Here is a 20362-nt window from a genome sequence, read left to right as displayed (position 1 = left end):
AGCAGGGGCTCCATGATAATCATCTACACTGCCCCTTCATCCTCCTGCCCGGGACTGGCGGCCTATGCGGATATGTTTTTTTGATGGCGCCGATCACATCGAGTTGGGGCCTCGATCCAGCCTTGCTGACGGTCCGTCCATGCAGCAAGGGGGGAGCGGGGCGACCAGGATCGAATTGCGTGAAGCGTGGCAGGCCGACAGCTTTATTCACCGACATTTTGCCGGGACTGACCAGATACACCGTTTGCGCGCGCTGTTATCTGCCCAGGAGTCTCTGGTCCATCTGCTGGACGATCAGGAAGTTCGCCGCCAGGTAGCCAGCAAACTATGGAGCGGGGAGCTGTGTGCTTACGTTTATCCATACCAGCGGCCGATGCCCGTTCGCCTACCGGCTTCGGTCGCTGTAGAAGAGGTTATTGCGCCGGTGTCCGCCGCAGCCCGCAAGCGTCTGCCGGTAAAAGCCTCATCCGAATCCGCCAGTCGACCTGAGCCGGTGGTGGTGCTGACATTCGTGGAGATCGAGTTAGTGGATATGCAGGGGCAACCCGTTGCAGGGGAGTCCTATGTCATTGCCCTGCCAAACGGGACCCAGTACAGCGGTGTGCTTGATGAACTCGGACGGGCGAGGGTGGATGGCCTTGATCCGGGCGACTGTCAGGTGACGTTTCCGGAATTGGATCGGCGTGCGGTGGAGCGCTGGAAGGGCTCATGAATTGGACTTGAGACGGATATGCTGCCACGCGGCGTCCAGATTTGGGGGCATGCCGGCGCGCTTTCGCAGCCCGGTGGCCTTGGGCGTGATCCAGGGTTTCGGTGGAGTTGGCAGCGGAAATGGCAACACTGTTTCGGGGGTATTGCCCATTTTCAGCGTGTCGATGGCCTCGGCAACTTCCGTCAGTGTGACGCGCATGCTGCTGGTGCTGTTGCTCATATCTTCGTTTGCGCAGGCCTGGCACCGACGGTCGAGCTCAGCGGTAAGCAGTTCACCATCCTGACCGATCTTGACCACTTCGCTGCACCAGGGCGCTGTCTGATTCAGGTTTCGATTCTGGGTGAACGCTTGTGTCGCTTGGTTGAGTCTGGCGACGATATGGTTGCAATGGGCAGTGAGGTCTTCTGCGAGATCCGGCCCGTATTCCGTCAGGTTTTGGTTCATCGTGTCTATCGCGCTGCTCCATGTATCCTTGTCGCACTCATAGGTTTCCAGGGCATTCCAGACATCAAGGACATCGCGCTCGTGGCTCAGAAAAGCAGCGACAAAAACCGGGTCGTAACGGGAAAAGCCCTTTTGGTCCTTGTAAAATTGGGCGTGCAGAGCCATGACCTGTGCCAGGCGGTAACGGCAGACGTATTCAATGTGCGTTTGCTCAAAGCCGGCATCCCATAATGGGGCATACGCATCAAGGGTGTTGCGCAACGCTTTCAGCGCCTCCATGTCCGCCTGGTAGGTAGCCAGGATGACCTCATGCAGACCGAGCTGGGGAAGTTCGTGGACGCTGCGGGTGGCCGGGGCATTGCCGCTTTGTGCGGCCTGCAGCTGGGTGATGTGCTCGCGTGACTGCATCACGTGCCTTGCCAGCTCCAGGCTCCAGCAGGCAAAGGCATCCATTGCCAAGGCCGAAAACGGCGCCTGGGGCGTCGTCGAGTAATACAAAAACTCGATAGCCGAGCGGGTTTGATCCTCCGACACTGGGTAAGCGGCGTGGTACTTCACCTGGTAGCGCAATGTCGGCACCGTCAGGGTCTTGAACCACTCGTCTCCACGCTGCCATTTCAGGAACTCGATCGTCAGGTCGAGGCTGCGGGTCATCTCCAGGAACACGCCGCGTAACATCGCCAGGTGCCGCATGCGGGCGAACACAAGCTCCTTGCGGTTCAGGCCGAGGACCAGAATGTTCTTGCCACCCCTGTCGCTCGTGGGCTGCATTTGTTGGTTAAGGTCGTCGAGAGGGGCGGGAACGGCTTCTCCTGTCTCTGAATCGAAGCTGATGTGTTCGCGCGGATTCTCGGTGACAGGATTGATCAATACCGGTTTTTCGACGTTGCTCGGGTTGTTCCACGCGTCGTGTTGCGGTGGGACCAAGCGACCCCATTCGCCAATGGCTTGCCAGAACTCGTCCTCCGTGTCGAAGTCTTCCAGGCTCGGTGGCGGATCCGTCAGGTTGTCCGGTATCACGTCGAAGTAGTTCTTCTTGTAGGTCTCGTTGCACTCCTTGCATGACCACAAGTGGTTGCTCCACTCGTAAACGTATTGAAAATAGCCGAGGTTATCGAGTGCCTGGGCGCCCACGGGGACGAAACCGTCGTGGCGTTTTTTCGGCCGAAAATGCTCGACATCCCCGCCTGCGGTACTCATGAAGCGCGCCTCGCAAAAGGCACATTTGCCATGTTGGTCTACCTTCAGCAGCGCCTTGGCGTGAGGTGGCTTGTACTGATCGTCGTCGATGACGATCTTCACCGCGCCTTTCGGGACACTTTTTGTTTTGGCGGTGTTGGTGCCTTTGGTGCAGAGGACCACCACGGCGCCAGCCTGGACAGCCTGCTGGATGCCTTTTTGCATCTCAGCATGCGAGCGCTGCAGCGCGGGAGGGGCCGTTGGCGTTTTGTGAACCCGGATCATAGGGAGGCCTCTCCGTGGTAGCCGTGGAGCGTCGCGCGTACGGCATCGCTCAGTAACTCATCGTCGTCGGGCAACCCGGCCTGCATCTTGAACGCACCGATGGCCACCTGGGTCGCGTCATTCATCTGACCATCGCATTCGCCGTTGAAGTAGCCGAGGCCACGCAAGCGTTGTTGCACGCCCTTGAGGGTGCTGATCGGGTCGAGCGCGCGAAGCCTCAATTGGTAGTCGCGCAAGAAGCCGTCAAAGGTTACGCGTACGGTGATGTCATCGGCGGTTGGCTCAAGCGGCCAGACGATATCGCCGTTCGCTTCGGCCGTGCCACGCCCCAGCAGCGTGTCGCCACGCAATACTTCGAAGTGGCGCGCCAGGCCTTGGCCGGCGAGTGCATAAGGACGAAACCTGAGCATGGCCGGCGTGTTCAGCACGCGGAAAGTGTGCCTTCGCCCGGTGGCGTTCTGTTCGAAGGTCGCTGTCGTACGCGGGGACACGAACAATAAATCACCCGTCGCAAGCGTCGTTCCGTCCGGGTGTTGATGGCGCAGATCGGCATTGCGTGGGTGATCCCAGAGTGTCGAGCGTGCATGCCCGTAAGCGTAGGCCACGCTGTCGACGCTTTCGGTGGCTCCCAGTGTCAGGACGATGCCGTCACCGCCAGGGTCCGATCTGGCATTCATACTGTTCGTTCCTTCCTTGTTTGTCGCACGGTGGCTGCGCGTAGGAAATCGCGCCGATTCAGCAGGCGATTTAAACCTTAGTACGTTATGTGGGTTTTGGGAGCGTTGAAGAATATCGGCGACTTCACAGTACGGTATTCAGAGGATGGGATTGGCTTCAAATTCAGCCATCAACGGGGGCCGTGGGAATATCTGTTAGTACACATAATGTATATTATGTTAAACGAGATGTTTACGTGTCACCACAATGCTTTAAGTGATTTCGCGTCCGAGGGCTGCACGTATGCCGGAAGGTTTGGTCATCAGACACCTCTATCTGGCGAGCCCTCTCGCCTCATACTCAGCAAATTTCAGCCCTCCAGCATTCATTCCCTGAGCGCATGTCTTTTTGGCTGAAATTTTAGAAGTCCGCTTCTGGCCGACGTCGAGGGTTCAAATAGGTGCTCGGTCATACAGGCCCCTCACGCCCTACGCCTCGGAACGGTCTGTTGAAAATGGTGAACACCAGCCTGAGAAGGTGAACCGTTAGAACGCAATATGGTAAAGCGCCCCTGAGTATGCTCTGTACCAACCAGATATGCCGGAGCTTTGACTATATCGGGAAACAGCACCCATCCCGTAACACCAGCATCAGCCACAGACACAATTCTTGTTGGGGTTTCGATCACTGCTGGATGGGGCATATCGCTGAAAAAATGAGTTTCACAGCACATATGAGACTGGTATTCAGGCCCGTATATGGTTGCCGTATGTACGTTAGCCCCCACTGTTTTCTCAATAGTAGAGGCAAACTTAATAGTGGCCACCATTGCATCTCTTACGTCCGATACATATTGTTCATAAGCACTGAGATCAGGAAGCCCTTGTCTTTCGTGGATTGCTTTCCACTCGGCGTCAAAAAAAGCTTCGGTTTCAGGGCGGCAACCAGAACCAACCATGTCGATACCGCAATTTCCCTTTATGCCAGGGCGTTCTTTGAAACCGACAGGATTAGAGAGTTTCAAAGAACTACGACTCCGGCTAATTTCAATCAGCACCCGCTTCCACTTATCGCGTTTGCGCTTCCACCCGGCAATCACAATCGTCAACCCTGAGCTCAACAATTCGCCTTGAGAAATTCTAGTCAACTTCTCCTTGATCCGTTTTATGACTCCATCAAAGTGAAGTTGCTTTTGCTCACCTAAGCCGCCCAGTTGCATAGCCCAAGGATCAGACCCGTCCGTTGGGATTCTTATACGAGTATCGAGCTGCTCTGCGATCCACTCATCTGTTGGCTTACCCCGCATAAATGCAGCGCCACAATAGCTAATCGTTAAAATGCCATCACTGGCTTCATAAATCAGATTCTTATTTGACTTATCATCAAATTGTTGAGTCTTACCATCAGCCTGAGTCGTTAAAAGACGATCCCCAGCTTGGATAACAAACAGTGGTGATGCAACTGTAATTATCAGCGTCATGCTTACTTCCTATGTCCCTACGGAACCAGTGTGATGCGTCTTGGTCGATCCATGTATGTGCCACTAACTCCTGAGTCTTCGGCGAATGCCCCAACCAACGTCTAAAAGCACAGCGCAGGCTAGCACTATTACTGAACCCAAGCCCCTCGACAATGTTCTCGATGCTGAGCTCCCCTTCCCTCAGCAAATCCTTCGCTTTCATGAGCCTAGCGCGGCCTTTGTTGGTAAGCGTACGGACGCAGGTCAGCACGGCATCCACTGATGCGGCTGCAACAGTTCGATCTCACTGGCCTTCTGCGTCGGCAACCGCGTCAGTACATCCTTGAGGTATGCGTACGGATCATGCCCGTTCATGCGTGCCGACTGGTTCAGGATCATGGTCGCCGCCCGTTTACCACTGCGCAGTGATCCAGCGAAGAGCCAGTTAGAACGCCCAAGCGCCCACGGCCTGATCGTATTTGTATTTTCGACTGCGTTATTCAGGCCCCGCTTCCCTTGAGACCTCCGGGCCTCACAATTGAGGCTGTTAGGAGGTGCCATGAGCAACCAGCTCGGGGACAAACCACACTGCTCGATTCTGAGCCTGCCAGGTTCTACCCAATTCCAACCAGATCCCAAAGCATGGTTTTTGAAAACCAGCATCCATCAGCCTCTGGTCACCGCCCATGCCCTCTTGCCTCCAGCGACCTTCAACGGTCACCCTCTGCATCAGGCGATGGAGCGAACCACGCCACCATCGACACGCATCGCCGCACCGGTGGTTGCGCTGGCTTGAAGCGACGCCAGATAGACCACCAGATTCGCCACTTCTTCGGTCGTCGCCAAACGCTTGATCAGCGAGCTTGCGCGATGTTGCGCGATGAAGCTCTTCTCCAGCTGCTCAGACGGCACGCCTTGTTCTTCGGCCATCTGCGCGAAGAAACCGCCGACACCTTCAGAACGCGTTGGCCCCGGCAGTACCGCGTTGACCGTCACACCGGTGCCGGCCAGCGTTTCCGCCAGACCACGAGAGATTGCCAGCAGCGCGGTCTTGGTGGTGCCGTAATGGACCATTTCAGCCGGAATCTGCAACGCCGATTCACTGGACAGGAACAACACCCGACCCCAGCCACGTTCAGCCATGGCCGGCGCATAGTGACGTGACAGACGCACTGCGCTCATCACGTTGACGTCGAAAAAACGCTGCCAGTCGGCATCGGTAATATCAAAGAAACCCTTGGGTTCGAAGATCCCCAGGTTGTTCACCAGGATGTCGGCATTCAAGACTTTGGAGAACAGTTCCTGCGCGCCTTCCACTGTTCCCAGATCGGCTGCAAGACCGATCAGCCGAGCACCCGGCAGTCGCCTCAGGATGTGCTCGATAGCCTTGCCCACCCTCTCCTCGCTGCGCCCGTTGATGACCACTTCAGCACCCGCCTCGGCCAGACCGAAAGCAATAGCCAGACCAATACCGGCCGTGGAACCACTGACGATCGCGCGCTTTCCATGCAACGATATGTTCATGCTTACTTTCTCCGATGGATGATGTAACGACACAAAAGGCGGACTCAAGGTCCGCCGTAATTGATTCGAAAAGCCTGGCGCCTCAATCAGTGGTACCGGCATCAGCCGTTGCCAGCGGATAAATCGACTGCCAGCCGCCACCTAGTGATTTATATAGCCCAACCATGGCCAACGAGACCGTGGTCGAGCTTTCCACCAGTTGTTCCTGATTCGCCAACAAGGCGCTCTGAACCGTCAGCACGTTGAGAAAATCCACCGCCCCTTCGACGTACTGGCTTTGCGCAGTTTCCAGCGCAATCCGGTTCTGCCGCACCGCTTCGGCCAGTCGGTCACGTCGCAGTTGGCTGGCGTTGTACACGCTCAGCACATCATCAATTTCATGCCAGGCCCGCAGCACCACCTGTTGGTAATCGAGCGCCGCTTCCTGTTGCTGCGCCTCGCGTAACTTGACCATCCCACGCAAACGTCCACCCTCGAAAATCGGCAAGCTCAACTGTGGGCCGATAGCAAATTGGCGCGAGCCCCAGGATCCGAAATCCGATAGCTGCATCGACTGGAAACCAACGTTGCCGGACAGACGAATGCGCGGATAGAAATCACCCTTGGCCACTCCGATCCCAGCCGTCGCGGCATGCAGACGGGCTTCGGCCTGACGAATATCCGGACGCCGCTCGGCCAGCTCCGACGGCAAGCCAATTGCGAAGTGTTGTGGGGTTTGCGGTACTTGCGCCGGTTGTTCCAGTTCGGCCTGCAAGGCTCTTGGTGGCTCGGCCAACAGCAGGCTCAAAGCATTGATCAACTGTGCCTGACGCTGTTCGAGCGACGGTAAGCGAGCTTCGACGGCGGCGACCTGCGCAGCGGCTTCAGCCACATCCAGATTGGTCGCGATGCCATCCGCCAAACGCATCTGCGACAGCTTTAGGCTGTGCCGGGAAACATCAAGGTTCTCGCGAGTGACCGCTAGAGTGCTCTGCACGCCGCGCAGCTGAATGTAATCGCGAGCGGTCTCGGCAAGAATCGACAGCAGGACCATGCGCCGGTCGTTCTCAGCCACCTCGACCGATGCATCGGCCGCTTCCACTTCGCGCTGGACCCGACCCCACAAGTCTAGCTCCCAGGCAGCGGTGAAATCGCCCTCCCAAAGATTGAAGGCAGACTTGACGCCCTTGTCCGAAGGATCGCTCAGGCCCTTGCTGCTATTGCGTGCCCGCTCATAGCCGATACCGGCATCAAGGCTCGGATATTGATCGCCGGCGATGGTCTGGCGCGCCGCTCGACTCTGCTGCAGACGAGCACTGGCGATTTTTATATCGAGGCTGCTGGTGACAACACGGCGAACCAGGGCAGACAACTGCGTGTCGTGAAAGAGGTCCCACCAGCGTTCTTCCACCGGCCAAGGCTCTGGGCGACTGGCGGCAGCCTGGCCTTGCAGCACGGACCACTTTGCGTTGCCTGGCCCCTGAGGCTTCTGAAAGTCCGGACCAACGCTGCAAGCCGAGAGCATCAACACGCTCGACAACAATAATGGCTGAACAGGGAAAGTCCGACTCATCGAAGGGTGACCTCTTTACGTGCGTCGTTGCCCTGCGGGTCCTGCGTCTCGATACTGGCTTCCACCGACATGCCCACACGCAGGCGGTTCGCCAACGGTTGATCGGCATCCAGCGCAATCTTCACCGGTATCCGCTGCACGACTTTGGTGAAGTTGCCCGTCGCATTGTCCGGTCTGACCGAAGCAAAGGTCACCCCGGTCGCCGGCGCAATACTATCGACCCGACCGGTGAGGCTCTCGCCACTGAAGGTGTCGACGCGGATCTTCACGGGCTGTCCTGGCTGCACATGCGTCAACTGGGTTTCCTGGAAGTTGCCAACCACATAGGCCCGATCCAGAGGAACAATCGCCATGATCTTCGCGCCGGGATTGACATAGGCCCCGACACGCGCCGCACGTTCACCGACTACACCATCTATCGGTGCCACAAGACGAGTGTAAGACAGATCAAAACGGGCCCGCTCCAAAGATGCCAACGCATGTTTATGGCCTCCGTCGGCACTGTCGAGCTGGGCCTTGAGGATATCCACCTGCTTGCGCGAAGCGGCCAAGGCCGCGGTCGAGTTGGCCAGGCGGGCGCTGGCTTGATCTACCCGGCTGCGGGCCTGCTGAGCATTTTGCACGGTGCCGGCGCCCTGGCCTGCGAGATGGTTGTAGCGCGTCAGTTCGTGCTCCGCGAATGCTTGCTCAGCTTTGTCGGCAGCCACCATGGCCTGCGCCTGAGCGATCAATGATGACTGGCGTTCCAGCGTGGCTTGCGCGTTTTGAAACTGCGCCTGCGAAACCAGTGACTGTGCCTCGGCCGCCTGGAGCGCCGCCTGATAGTCACGATCATCGATTACCGCCAGCAATTGACCGGCCTTCACCGGCTGGTTGTCCTCCACCAGCACCTGACTAATAAAGCCCGAAACCTTCGGCGCCACCAACGTGTAGTCCGCCGTGATAAACGCATCGTTAGTGGTTTGCAGCGAGCCGGAACCAAACAGGCGCGGCGCTGCCAGGTAGATGACCCCGCCAAGAGCAACCAAGGCAACCGTGTACAAAGCAATTTTCTGGTTTTTACTCGTAGTCATAACGACTTTCTCTCTGAATGGAGCTCTATGCCAGCGCACGAGGTGGATAAATCCGGGAAGGCATCAACGGGATCAACAGAATCAAGGCCAGTGCCAGCAACGCCATGCAGTAGTACAAGTCCGAAGATGTCAGTACGACCGCCTGTTCGTGGATGCGATAGGCAAGCCCTTCAGCGTCGCTGTCTGCCAGAGGCGAGTTGCCCAGGCGATCGACCAGCATGGTTGAGTGGAAATGCAGCCGCGCCGTGGTCAGCACATCCAGCACGCCGGTAGCAAGGACTGCCGAAAAACCTTTGACGGTGTTGAACCAGGCGGAAGCGAACGGGCCGTCTTGCGGCGCCAGGCCACCGGTAGCGAGCATCAGCAACGGGATCACCGCCATCGGCTGACCAAACACCTGGAACAGCTGCAAGATGTAGAAGTTGTCACGAATCCACTCGGAAGTGATTTGCGTGCCGCCAGCACAGGCCAGCGCCAGCAATCCAAGACCGATAGCCAGAACCCATCGGCAGTCGACCCGACGGATGTTGCACAAGGCCGCCACCAGCGGTAACGCCAGCAACTGCGGCAAGGCCACCATCAGCAATACGGGCGCAGTTTGTACCGGGCGATAACCCTGCACCTGAGCCAAGTAGCTGGAAGGGATGATGATCACCGCCAGCAATACGATCAGTACCCCGCCGAGGGTTAGCAACGCGTGCGACAGGTTCAGGTTGGTCAGCATCTGCAATTTGAAGAACGGTAGCGGGTGCGACCATTCATTAATGAAGAACAACACCAACAGCACCATACCGCCACCAAGCAGCCAGCAAATCAGCGTGGACTCGAACCAGTCCAGACGATTGCCCTGGGACAGACCAATCACCAGCGCACAAATCGCCGGGAAACCGAGCAACAGACCACGCCAGTCAAACTGTTTGAAACGCTCAAAGCGCATAGGGTCCTGCGGCAAGCCATATGCAACCGCGACCATCGCCAACAAGCAGGGTGGGACAATCTGCCAGAACGCCCATTGCCAACCGACGTATTCGGTCCACAACGCGGCTAACGGAGTCCCCAGGCTCGGGCCGAAGGTGGCAGTCAACGCGTAACTTGCCAGCCCGTAAAGCTTGACGCCGGGCGGGAGGAAACGCAGCGCGACGGTCATCAGCATCGGCGGCAGACTGCCCCCTGCCAGCCCCTGCAAAGTTCGTAACACCATCAGGCTTTCGAGGTTCGGAGCGAACGGGCAGAGAATCCCAAGCACGGTAAACGCACCGATCGCGCTGAGCGTGAAGCGACGCAGGGAGAAGGTGACTGAACACCAGGGCGCAAACGCCATGGCCGAGACTGAGGTGGCAGCGTAAGTAGCGATCAACCAGGTACCTTCATCCGCGCCGATATACAGCGCGCCACGAATGTCAGGCATGGCCACTTTGGCGACCATCTCGTTGAGACCGGCCACCAATACGGCAATCAGCACCCCGACCAGCCCGATCACAATACGCAGGCCAAACACTGGCGCAGCGGCCGCCGGTGCGGGTTTCGCCACCTCCGGCGCCGGGGCCATAACAGTAGAGGCTGCAAGCGAACTCACGGGGTCACCCGTCGGCCAGCGCCCCGAAAGATAGAAAACAACACAAGGCACATTGCGTCATGACTCCAAGTAAAGGATTTACCTGGATAGTTTATGAAGACGCAATAGTTCCGAAAACTGACATATGGGAAGCTTTAAGCTGCACCCAACGCACGTATCAATGCACAGAAATTATCCAGCTCCAAATTGCCCTTCGGCAGCTGCTTAGCTGCTTCAAACCCGTGGCGAGGAGTACTGGGCGCAGCTCTCTTTCAGCGTCTGGCGCAGCCAGCGATGGGCCGAGTCGTTATCAAAGCGTGGATGCCAGGCCTGCATGACCACCACCGTCTCCAGCGCCATAGGAATACGGAACGAACGCAACGGCAACCCCAGCCGCGAGACGCTCCACAACACATGCTCCGGCAGCGGCAGCAACAGGTCGGAATCGGGCAAGGCGAACATCGCCGAGTGAAAGCTAGGGGTGATCAACGCGACACGCCGCTGCAAGCCCATCCCGGCCAAAGCAGTATCGATCGGCCCGGTTGCACGCCCGCGTCGCGACACGCTGACCTGCGCATAGGAGGCGAAACGTTTGGGCGTGATTTCTTCCTGAAAGATTGGGTGATCCACCCGGGCCAGGCCGACAAAGGTCGTGGTGAACAGGCTCTGGACTTTGATTTCCGGCCCAAGATTGCGCGTCGCACTGATATAAAGATCGATCCGCCCTTCGCGCAACGCGTCATCCTCACCCTCGCCTTCCGGCACGAAGCGCAACACGGTACGTGGGGCCTTTTTGCGCATGATTTCCAGCAACTGCGCACCAAAGGCCGCGACAAATACGTCATTCGCCCGCAAGTTGTAGCAGCGTTCCAGCGTCGTGAGATCGACCTCGTCACCCGAAAGGAACACCTGCGCCGCTTGCTCGACCAAGCTGCGCACCTGAACCCGTAATGCCAGCGCCTTGGGTGTCGGCACCAGGCCACGCCCGGCGCGCACCAGAATCGGGTCACCGACTGCGCTACGTATCCGGGTCAAGGTCCGGCTCATGGCCGCGGGACTCAAGCTCATGCGCCGGGCGGCACCGACCACACTGCCCTCGTCCAGCAGCGCATCCAGGGCCACCAGCAGATTCATATCTGGAAGATGCACAACAAACACTCCTTGTGAAAATCAATTGATCCTGGCGCAATCCTAGCAGTTTCTGAGCAAACCCCAATGGGCGCGAAGCCTGCGCCGTATACCCAGCTGACACGAATCGAACGGTAGAAATGGGTATTTCACCAGAGATGGAAGTCTTTTTCAGAGTTTCCTTAGGCGACAATGCTCGCCGGATAGAGGTGGTAGCCTGACCCCGAACTTCAAGAGGAAACCAAGCTGGTTGCCCTTGACGTAAGGGCGGCCGAACTGCGGGGAAATCAGCTTGGTTTCATGCCCCCATGAGCCGTTTATTTCGCCAGTGGCTAATGCTTGGCGTAAAGGCAACAGCCACTCTCAACAACCATTGTTGTGCCTCGTCGGAGTTACCCTCCTCCCCGCCTACGCTGAGCATCCTTTGATGCAAACGGCTTAAAGCAGTGTGCTTAATTTATGCTGAGGCAGGAGTAAACCTGCCCCTGCATAAATGACTATTTGATTACTACTGGGTTAACCGGTGATCCGGTAGCGCGATGCACTTTAAGCGGTGCGGCCACATAAAGAAAAGTATACTGCCTATCTTTGGCGCAACTTTCAGCCAGCTTCTCCAAATCGCAAATCTCTGTAAAGGCGATACCGAGATTACGCATCAAAGCACAGTGCAAAGGCAGCGCCACTCCTGATACTGGGTCTGTCGTTACTTCATTGGCGATGGTGTCGGTGACAAGATTTGGAATTTCCTTATTATGGAACCATTCAACAAGCTCCTCCGAATACGTAAGGCCTGGTTCGCAGAAACCGTCATAAAACGCCTCGCCCTGTTCATAGAACGCTTGAAGAAAATTAGTCCTGATAATCAGAATGTCGTGCGGCTCGATGGTATGGCCCTGAGCCTCTGCGCATGCCTCAAGATCTATATGAGTGAATGTCTCACCTTTATCCAGCATGCGCTTACCACGATGCCGAGCCATATCCAGTAACACTCCACGCCCGACTACTCCTCGTTCGCCGATAGGTGCAACACTGGCCTTGTCGAGGCCGCCCACAGTTGTTCGCGCATCGTACCCGTTCCATATTTTTCCGCCGTACCAGAGGTGGCCAAGCGCATCATATTGCGTGGACCCTTGCAGGAACGCGTCGATCTTGTCATCCGCGTAGTGCAGGCCCCCGGGATAACAAGGACCATGATCATTGTCCCAACTTGATTCATCGAGAACCATCGTACGTTCTGCTGGGGTACGGCCTGGCCAAACTGGGTCGCCTGCAGGATTACCGATCATTCGTTGTAAGGTAAATACGCTTCCCGTCTTAATGTGTGCAACCCCACGCATGACTTCTTGCGCCGTCAGGTAATTCAGAGAGCCTACTTCGTCTTCCGCTCCCCATCTGCCCCAGTTAGAAGGAGTATTCTTCAATAAATCTTCCATTGTAGGAACTGCAGTATTCATGATTTTTCCTTTTCTTAGTTGCAGTGGTGATTAAGGCGCACAACAAATGTGCCTTGTATCCGTATCAGTCAGGACATACAAAATATCGAATAAAATGGCGCGCTCAATGACCAAGCGTCTTTAGACGGGCAATCACGCTATTGAGCGATTAGACCGATCAATCAGCCATAACCTCTTCTACTCCCTGCTTATTAATAGCCGTGGCCGCCCCAGCAGCTTTGGCTGGTTTGGTAGGCGTTATCTTCAAGTCCTTGGCAAATGTCCCATCCACCTCGCCCTTGAAGAAGTTTTTGCCGTAGATCAGCAAGCACAACACAACGCCAATTCCGAATGCCCAGCTAGCACCTTTGATTGCCAGTACCGCGCCGATCACGCCGGCGATACCCAGGTCGCGCTGGCTACGCGCTTCAAGGATGCCCAGACGCACACTCACATAACCCTGGATCAGCAAGGTCAGCGACAGAGCAACACCGAGAATCGGCTGCACCAGAGTCACTACGGGCAACAACAGCAGACCGGTGTTGGTCCCCCAACGGAACGACCCGACACCGCCGATGATCGATTTCATCGCCTTCGGCCCACCTTTGAAACGTTCGATCACCACCACCAGCATCGCCGCCCATTTTGGGCCGCACATGGCGACATCCGGGCCAAAGATGCTCATGAATGCGTTTCGCGCGCCGAAGATCAGGTGAGCACGATCGGCGTTGTAGTCGACGACTTCATCCGTGCGCACGGTTTCAGCTTCATCGAGGAGCGATTTCGCACTGAGCACATCGCCGAAAACAATGATGTACGCCGCCAACATGGTCGGCAGAGCGGAGATGAACATGGAGAGCGGCGGCATGCCCAGACCGAACACGGTGTAGTTGCTCCACAGACCGGAAAAATCCGGTTTGCTGATGCCCCACTGAATAGTTGGCCACGACGCTTCACCAAACAACGGTGCAATCACCACTGCCAAAAGAATGATCGGCAAAATGCCGAGCTTGGCGAAGTTCCACCAGAAGCGGTTGCGCTGCTTGAGCTCGTTGAAGTGCTGGGAGAAGATCAAATAGAAGGCAATGCCGACCGCAATGGAAATGGTCCAGGGCAGCACATTGAATTTGCCGCCAACCTGGAACACCGCGATCACCGCACTCAAGCCGGCACCGACGATAATCCCGGATTTGATCGCCGAGGGCACATATTCCACCACCTTCTTCGCCATTCCAGTCGCCCCCAGGGCAATTGAAAAGATCCCCAGCATCAATTGGAAAGCAATCAGGGCATGGACACGCTCCGGGCCCATTGGGAACTGAGCGCAGTAAGCCATCAACAGCGGCACCGCCGGGGTGATCCAGCCAGGCACGGTCGGGTCACCGAGCAAATGGTGCGCGAGGTAAAGCAAGCCGTTGAGCATCACGACGGCAAGCGCGACCTCAAATGGCATGCCGAGCAATTCGGTCATCAGCGGAATGGCGGCCAGATCCACGGCACACATCAGCAAGCCTTGGAGGTAGTCCGGGATTTCTATCTTGTAGTGAATAAACGGCAACCGAACTTTGAAAGGACCCAGCGGGATGTACGGGCTTTCGCTCCGCTGCACAGTAGTGTCGGACATTGAGTTCACCTGTTTTATTGGTCTTGTAATGGCGGGCGCACGGACCCGCAGGACGGGAGTCGTGGCTTATCGGGATCAATAGGCGGCGCGATAGATTTTCTCGACATCAGCGGCTGTCAGCTTGCGCGGGTTGTTGCGCATCAAGCGGTCGATCTGGCTGGCCTCCTCGGCCATTGCCGGGATGGCATCTTCAGGCACGTTGAAACTGCGCATACCGGATGGAATATCCACAGTGGCGCATAGATCTGCCATGGCTTTGACAGCCTGATCCGCGGCATCCTTGTCGCTCAGGTGCGCGACACGCACGCCCATGGCTTCGGCGATATCACGGAAACGCTCGACACAGGCGGTCTTGTTCCATTCCATCACGTACGGCAGCAGCAAGGCGTTGCTGACACCGTGGGCAATATTGAAACGCCCGCCCAAGGGGTATGCGAGCGCATGCACTGCGCCTACCCCTGCGTTGCCAAATGCCATGCCGGCCATCAGGCTGCCAGTGGCCATGTCCTCCCGAGCTTGCAGGTTGGATGGATTGGCATAAGCCTTCGGCAGCGCCTTGGCAATCAGTTTGATAGCGCCCAACGCGATGGCATCCGTGATTAGCGAGGCGTTGAGCGAAAGATAGGACTCGACCGCATGCACCAGCGCGTCGACACCACTGGCTGCCGTCACACTGCGTGGGCAGGTCAGTGTCATGGTCGGACAAACCAGCGCCACGTCGGGTAGTAGGTAGTCACTGACAATGCCTTTCTTCAACTGCGCTTGCTTGTCAGAAAAAATCGCTACGTTGGTAACCTCCGAACCCGTGCCAGCGGTCGTTGGGATAGCAATCAACGCAGGGCCTTTACGTTTCACCAGGTCGACACCAAACAGTTCGGTCAGCGGACCTCCATGACCGGCATACGCCGCGACGCCCTTGGCGATATCGATAGCACTACCACCGCCCACAGCAATCAAGCCGTCGTGGCTGCCCTCGCGATAGGCGCGGGTACAGTCCTCGACGATGGCAATTTCCGGCTCAGGTTTGACCTGATCGAAAATGCCGTAACGGCGACCGCCCATTTGCGCCAGCGCCAGATCAACAGTGCCGGACTTCAACAGAATGACGTCGGTGACGATCAGCGGGTTTTGGACATCCAGGCGAGTCAGTTCAGCTGAAAGCTGCTCGATAGCGCCTTGTCCAGTGATCAATTTGTTCGCGATTTTGAAAGCAGAGATGTTCATCGGGCTCGTCCAGTTGATGTTGTTTTATTGGAAGACGTGCCATACGAGTTAGCGAAAGACGTGCCAATACCCGCAAAGCCCCGTGGCGTGGGCCTTTACGCGATTCACACGAAAGAAGGAGGTTTTTTACCGGTCAGTCCCGATTAGTTTTCTGATCGATTTAATCGGGGCTGATTAGAATCCTAATCAGAATGTTCCCAGCGTTTCATTTTCTGCACCACGGTCGCCTGACTCACGCCCAAGGCCTTGGCTGCAAGGCGCGTGGTCTTGTGCGCACGCAGCGCGGCACGAATCGCATTGCGCTCGGCGTTTTCCAATACCTTGCGCAGCGGCAAGCCGGTGTCATTGGTATTCAGTGGATTGAGGTTGAGGATCTCCTCAGGCATATCAAGCGCCTCAATAGTCCCAGTCTGATTGGTCACCACCAGGCGCTCGACTATGTTGATCAATTCACGGATGTTGCCAGGCCAGTCGTAGTCGCACATCAGGTCGAGGGCTTCGAGCCCCCATTGAACCTGGCGTTCATAACGGACATTGAATCTGTCCAGGTAGTAATGCAGCAGCGGAGCAATCTCCTCCCGGCGCTCGCGCAGTGCCGGAATGTTGATCGGCACCACGTTGAGCCGGTAATACAGATCAGCCCGAAAACGACCTTCTGCCACCAGCTTTTTGAGGTCACGGTGGGTGGCGCTGATGATGCGTACATCGACCTCCTTCAGCTCCAGCCCCCCGACCGGAATGAAACGATTTTCTTCGATGACTTTGAGTAACTTGACCTGCACCGGCAGCGGCAAATCACCAATTTCATCGAGAAACAATGTTCCGTGATGCGCCAACTCCAGCAGGCCACGCTTGCCTTTAGGACCTGCACCTGTGAACGCTCCGGGCGCATAGCCAAACAACTCGGCTTCGATCAGATTCTCGGGCAGCGCACCGCAGTTGAGGGCGAGAAATGGCTCGCTGGCACGCGGACTGGCGTTGTGGATGAATTGCGCTACGAGGGTCTTCCCGACGCCGGTTTCGCCCTGGAGCAAAACCTTCACCGAACTGCTGGCTACCTGCCGGGCCAGCGAGAAGACACGGCCGGAAACCTCCTGATCGGCCATAAGCGGAGAACTCAGGAGTTTGTCTCGTTGGCCAGCATGAAGTTTGGCGGTGCTGCTGCGCAGTTGCTTAAGCTGTTGCAACTCATCGCGCTCGTGTTTCATGCGCAGCAGTTCTGTCATGTCGCGTACGGTACTGACAACATATGAAATCCGGTTTTCAGCGTCGAGAATCGGCGTGGCGCTGACGAGCAATTTCTTGCCCTGGCTCAGGCTCTGCATCACCGACACAGGCCGACCTCCCTGCAATACCCGCAGCGTGGCCGATTGCGAGATAACGCCCTCCTTCACCAGCTCCTGCATAGGTCGACCGATGAGATCGCCACCACTGAGTCCGCTCAGGCGCTCATAGGCTTGATTGACTTTCAGCGTCTTGCCGTCGCCATCAGTGATGTAGACGCCGTCATGTAAAGCGTTGAGCAGTTCTTCGAAACTGGCGTCGTTGACATTCACCGGGAACGTTCCTTCGAGGGTGGGGAGCCGTTAAGTGTAAAAGTTGTGCAGAAGAAAATCGTCACCCCACTCACTCCTTGCTCGATTTGGGTATCGCAATACGGCTACTGGTCTTGACCTCGCGTAACGCCAGGCTCGACTGAATGGATGCAATGCCCACCTGGCGCCTGAGCACCTGCTCGATAAAATCACTGTAGCTATCAAGATCCTCTGCCAACACTTGCAGCACGTAATCGGCATCCCCGGTGATCTTGTGACAGGACAGCACTTCAGGTAGTTGCGCAATCACCGCCTCGAAGGCGTCGGGAGCATGATCGGCGTGAGTGGAAAAACGGATGTGCACGAACGCCATGATATCCAGCCCCAGCATGCGTCGATCAAGGTTGGCCTGATAGCCCTTGATCACGCCCGCTTCCTCCATTCTCTTACGCCGGCGCCAGCAAGGTGTGAGGCTTAACGACAGGCGTTCACTGAGCTCGGCGTTGGAAATGCTCGCATCCTCTTGCAGCAATGTGAGTATCGCCAAGTCCGTCTCGTCGAGGCTGATGCGTTTGGATGATTTTTTCTGCATTTCGCAATTCCTGAGTAAAAACGCCCGAAAAATCTAGCAAGCCACGAATATAAAGCAAAGAAAGCGCATCCAGTCCAGAACAGAATATTTGCACTGGCTCACATTAACGGATGCGCAGAATGTTTACAGTTTTCAGTGATTCCCACCGTTTGCACCACGGCACCGAATTGAAGGACGGCGTGCTCAAGCCGTCGTTCGAACAGCCCAGCCGGGCCGATACGGTACATGATCGAGTTAAGCAGGTAGGCCTTGGCCAGATCGTCGAACCACGGGTATTTGACCGGTCGTGTTACGTCAATGCGCACAGCGAGCGCTACGTCAGCTTCCTTGAAAGCGCATGGTCAGAATGGTGTGCGATCGGCCGTACCCACGATGCCTTGCCGCTGGTATGGCCAGTGCGCGATTTGTCCAACGATCAAGTACCGACTTTCATCGACGGAAAGCTCGGTTTCTTCGCCATGGATGCCGGTTCTCCGATTACCGCGACCACATGGCAAGCCGTAAAGACCAGCGCAGACATCGCCCTCACCGGCCTGGCACTGATCGATGAAGGCCACGACAGTGCCTTCGCCCTGTGCCGTCCGCCCGGCCATCACGCAGCGCGTGAATACATGGGGGGTTATTGCTATCTCAATAACGCCGCCATTGCCGCACAACAGGCCATCACTCAAGGCGCGAAACGTGTCGCGGTACTGGACGTCGACTTCCATCATGGCAACGGCACCCAGAACATCTTTTACGAACGCAGTGACGTCATGTTCGTGTCGCTGCACGGCGAACCTGCGGTGTCTTATCCGTACTACTCAGGCTTCAGTCACGAAGTCGGCGCCGGCCATGGCGAAGGTTACAACCTCAACTACCCGTTGCCGAAAAACACCACTTGGGAAAGCTATCGCAATGCCCTGCTCCACGCCTGCAGGAAACTCCAGCAATTCGCCCCTGAAGTACTGGTTATTTCACTCGGCGTCGACACGTTCAAGGACGACCCTATCAGCCACTTCCTGCTGGAAAGCGAAGATTTCATCGGCATCGGCGAGCTGATAGCGGGTGTGGGCTGCCCCACTCTGTTTGTGATGGAAGGTGGCTATATGGTCGATGAAATCGGAATCAATGCGGTCAATGTGCTGCATGGTTTCGAGAGCAAACGCAGCTGAGCCGTCCCCTGCCCCGCAACGTTGTTACTACTGAACCGGAGAATAAAAACATGACTCTTTTCATAGACGTCGATCATGCCGCACGCCTGTTCGCCACGGTGGGCATCCGTCGCGCAATCCGCGAAATGGCGGATTACATCGAAGCTGATTATTCACGTTGGGCGCAGTTTGATAAGTCGCCTCGCACCGCCAATCATTCGGCCAAGGGTGTGATCGAGTTGATGCCGACCGACGATGGCCAGCAGTACTCGTTCAAATACGTCAATGGCCATCCGGACAACGGTCAAAGCAACTTGCTGACGGTCATGGCCTTCGGTGTCCTGGCCGATGTCCACAGCGGCTATCCAACCCTGCTCAGTGAACTGACGCTGACCACCGCTGTGCGCACTGCGGCGACCTCCGCCTTGGTCGCGAAGTCCTTGGCGCGCCCGGATGCCCGCATCATGGCAATCATCGGCAATGGCGCCCAAAGCGAATTTCAGGCCCTCGCCTTCCACGAAATGCTATCGATCAAGGAACTGCGCATATTCGATATCGATCGTGACGCCTCGCTGAAGTTGAAGCGCAACCTGGCCGCGTTCCCGGATCTTGAAGTGATCCTGGCCGGCTCGGTGCAAGAAGCGGTCAAGGGCGCAGACATCGTCACCACGGTCACCGCAGATAAAGCCTACGCAACGATCCTGACGCCCGAGATGATCGAACCCGGCATGCATATCAATGCCGTAGGGGGTGACTGTCCGGGGAAAACCGAGCTGCACGCCGAGATCTTGCGCAATGCCCGGGTCATCGTTGAATTTGAACCTCAGACCCGGATTGAAGGTGACATCCAGCAATTGGAAGCCGACTTTCCCGTCGTCGAGTTTTTCCGGATTGTTCAGGGTGAAATCAAGGGCCGCGAGAACGACGCGCAGGTCACCGTGTTCGATTCGGTGGGCTTTGCCCTCGAAGACTTTTCGTCATTGCGCTACGTGCTAGACCTGGCGCAGGAGCATGCAATCGGTGAGCACATCCACTTGGTGCCGAGGCCTGCCAACATAAAAGACCTCTACCAGATCCTGGATCAGCAGCCAGCAATCATCCCCTCACGCCTGCGCACAGTGAGTTGAAAAAACCATCAGTGATGCCCCTGAGCAAAGTGCCAAGGGGCTACGCACCACTGTGGGTACGCGGCAAATCTCGCTCTGCAAAAACAACCACCGTCAGTAGCCGTTGCATCTCTAACAAATACGCAA

17 protein-coding genes and 1 pseudogene are annotated in these 20362 nt (G+C 56.7%); 3 read left to right on the top strand and 15 right to left on the bottom strand.

The features are described 5' to 3' along the window. Positions 1 to 175 precede the first annotated feature (175 nt). Positions 176 to 712: a carboxypeptidase-like regulatory domain-containing protein gene (locus B0E42_RS02190; RefSeq protein ID WP_139353075.1), complete on the top strand. Its 537-nt coding sequence runs from the start codon at positions 176 to 178 to the stop codon at positions 710 to 712. Here the strand turns inward: B0E42_RS02190 and B0E42_RS02185 are convergent. From B0E42_RS02185 to B0E42_RS02120, 15 genes and pseudogenes are all read right to left on the bottom strand, one after another. Next, positions 707 to 2620 (bottom strand): protein Hnh, encoded by a 1914-nt coding sequence (locus B0E42_RS02185; RefSeq protein ID WP_077505493.1) that lies wholly within the window; start codon positions 2618 to 2620, stop codon positions 707 to 709. The two genes, B0E42_RS02190 and B0E42_RS02185, sit on opposite strands and share 6 nt — an antisense overlap. After that, complete coding sequence (locus B0E42_RS02180) at positions 2617 to 3297, bottom strand: peptidoglycan-binding protein (RefSeq protein ID WP_077505491.1); 681 nt, start codon at positions 3295 to 3297, stop codon at positions 2617 to 2619. Before B0E42_RS02180 ends, B0E42_RS02185 begins: the two co-directional genes overlap by 4 nt. A 461-nt stretch (positions 3298 to 3758) precedes the next feature. Then, complete coding sequence (locus B0E42_RS02175; RefSeq protein ID WP_018603958.1) at positions 3759 to 4757, bottom strand: hypothetical protein; 999 nt, start codon at positions 4755 to 4757, stop codon at positions 3759 to 3761. Beyond that, positions 4681 to 4959, bottom strand: coding sequence for an AraC family transcriptional regulator (locus B0E42_RS31665; RefSeq protein WP_139213128.1), 279 nt, complete (start codon positions 4957 to 4959; stop codon positions 4681 to 4683). Before B0E42_RS31665 ends, B0E42_RS02175 begins: the two co-directional genes overlap by 77 nt. Positions 4960 to 5000: 41 nt before the next feature. Further along, a pseudogene (locus B0E42_RS02170) lies at positions 5001 to 5237 on the bottom strand (transposase domain-containing protein); the annotation flags it as partial. A gap of 228 nt (positions 5238 to 5465) precedes the next feature. Next, complete coding sequence (locus B0E42_RS02165) at positions 5466 to 6260, bottom strand: SDR family NAD(P)-dependent oxidoreductase (protein ID WP_018603962.1); 795 nt, start codon at positions 6258 to 6260, stop codon at positions 5466 to 5468. An 82-nt stretch (positions 6261 to 6342) separates the two neighbouring features. Further along, positions 6343 to 7812 carry an efflux transporter outer membrane subunit gene (locus B0E42_RS02160; RefSeq protein ID WP_077505489.1) on the bottom strand — a complete coding sequence of 490 codons (1470 nt, stop codon included), beginning with the start codon at positions 7810 to 7812 and terminating at the stop codon, positions 6343 to 6345. After that, positions 7809 to 8885: an HlyD family secretion protein gene (locus B0E42_RS02155; RefSeq protein ID WP_053179849.1), complete on the bottom strand. Its 1077-nt coding sequence runs from the start codon at positions 8883 to 8885 to the stop codon at positions 7809 to 7811. The genes B0E42_RS02160 and B0E42_RS02155 overlap by 4 nt, the downstream gene beginning before the upstream one ends. A gap of 25 nt (positions 8886 to 8910) precedes the next feature. Further along, positions 8911 to 10434: an MFS transporter gene (locus B0E42_RS02150; protein WP_139353079.1), complete on the bottom strand. Its 1524-nt coding sequence runs from the start codon at positions 10432 to 10434 to the stop codon at positions 8911 to 8913. A gap of 240 nt (positions 10435 to 10674) precedes the next feature. Continuing rightward, positions 10675 to 11589 (bottom strand): LysR family transcriptional regulator, encoded by a 915-nt coding sequence (locus B0E42_RS02145; RefSeq protein ID WP_053179846.1) that lies wholly within the window; start codon positions 11587 to 11589, stop codon positions 10675 to 10677. A gap of 476 nt (positions 11590 to 12065) precedes the next feature. Next, positions 12066 to 13022 carry a cyclase family protein gene (locus B0E42_RS02140; protein ID WP_033062519.1) on the bottom strand — a complete coding sequence of 319 codons (957 nt, stop codon included), beginning with the start codon at positions 13020 to 13022 and terminating at the stop codon, positions 12066 to 12068. A 157-nt stretch (positions 13023 to 13179) separates the two neighbouring features. Continuing rightward, entirely contained in the window at positions 13180 to 14625 is a 1446-nt protein-coding gene (locus tag B0E42_RS02135; RefSeq protein ID WP_018603973.1) for a hypothetical protein, read from the bottom strand. 75 nt (positions 14626 to 14700) lie between these two features. Beyond that, positions 14701 to 15849: an iron-containing alcohol dehydrogenase gene (locus B0E42_RS02130; RefSeq protein ID WP_053179844.1), complete on the bottom strand. Its 1149-nt coding sequence runs from the start codon at positions 15847 to 15849 to the stop codon at positions 14701 to 14703. A 182-nt stretch (positions 15850 to 16031) separates the two neighbouring features. Then, positions 16032 to 17405 (bottom strand): sigma-54-dependent Fis family transcriptional regulator, encoded by a 1374-nt coding sequence (locus tag B0E42_RS02125; protein ID WP_053179842.1) that lies wholly within the window; start codon positions 17403 to 17405, stop codon positions 16032 to 16034. Between the two features lie 70 nt (positions 17406 to 17475). Then, entirely contained in the window at positions 17476 to 17976 is a 501-nt protein-coding gene (locus B0E42_RS02120; RefSeq protein WP_018603980.1) for an Lrp/AsnC family transcriptional regulator, read from the bottom strand. Between the two features lie 119 nt (positions 17977 to 18095). Here B0E42_RS02120 and B0E42_RS02115 point away from each other — a divergent pair, with 119 nt between their 5' ends. Both B0E42_RS02115 and B0E42_RS02110 read left to right on the top strand, forming a co-directional pair. Then, positions 18096 to 19130, top strand: coding sequence for a histone deacetylase family protein (locus B0E42_RS02115; protein ID WP_053179840.1), 1035 nt, complete (start codon positions 18096 to 18098; stop codon positions 19128 to 19130). Between the two features lie 50 nt (positions 19131 to 19180). Continuing rightward, positions 19181 to 20236: an ornithine cyclodeaminase gene (locus B0E42_RS02110; RefSeq protein WP_053179838.1), complete on the top strand. Its 1056-nt coding sequence runs from the start codon at positions 19181 to 19183 to the stop codon at positions 20234 to 20236. The last annotated feature ends 126 nt before the right edge of the window (positions 20237 to 20362 follow it).

Origin of the sequence: Pseudomonas sp. A25(2017) (genome assembly GCF_002001065.1) — a bacterium.
GTDB classification, from domain to species: Bacteria; Pseudomonadota; Gammaproteobacteria; order Pseudomonadales; family Pseudomonadaceae; genus Aquipseudomonas; species Aquipseudomonas kilonensis.
This window is presented reverse-complemented; position numbering and strand designations above follow the sequence as displayed.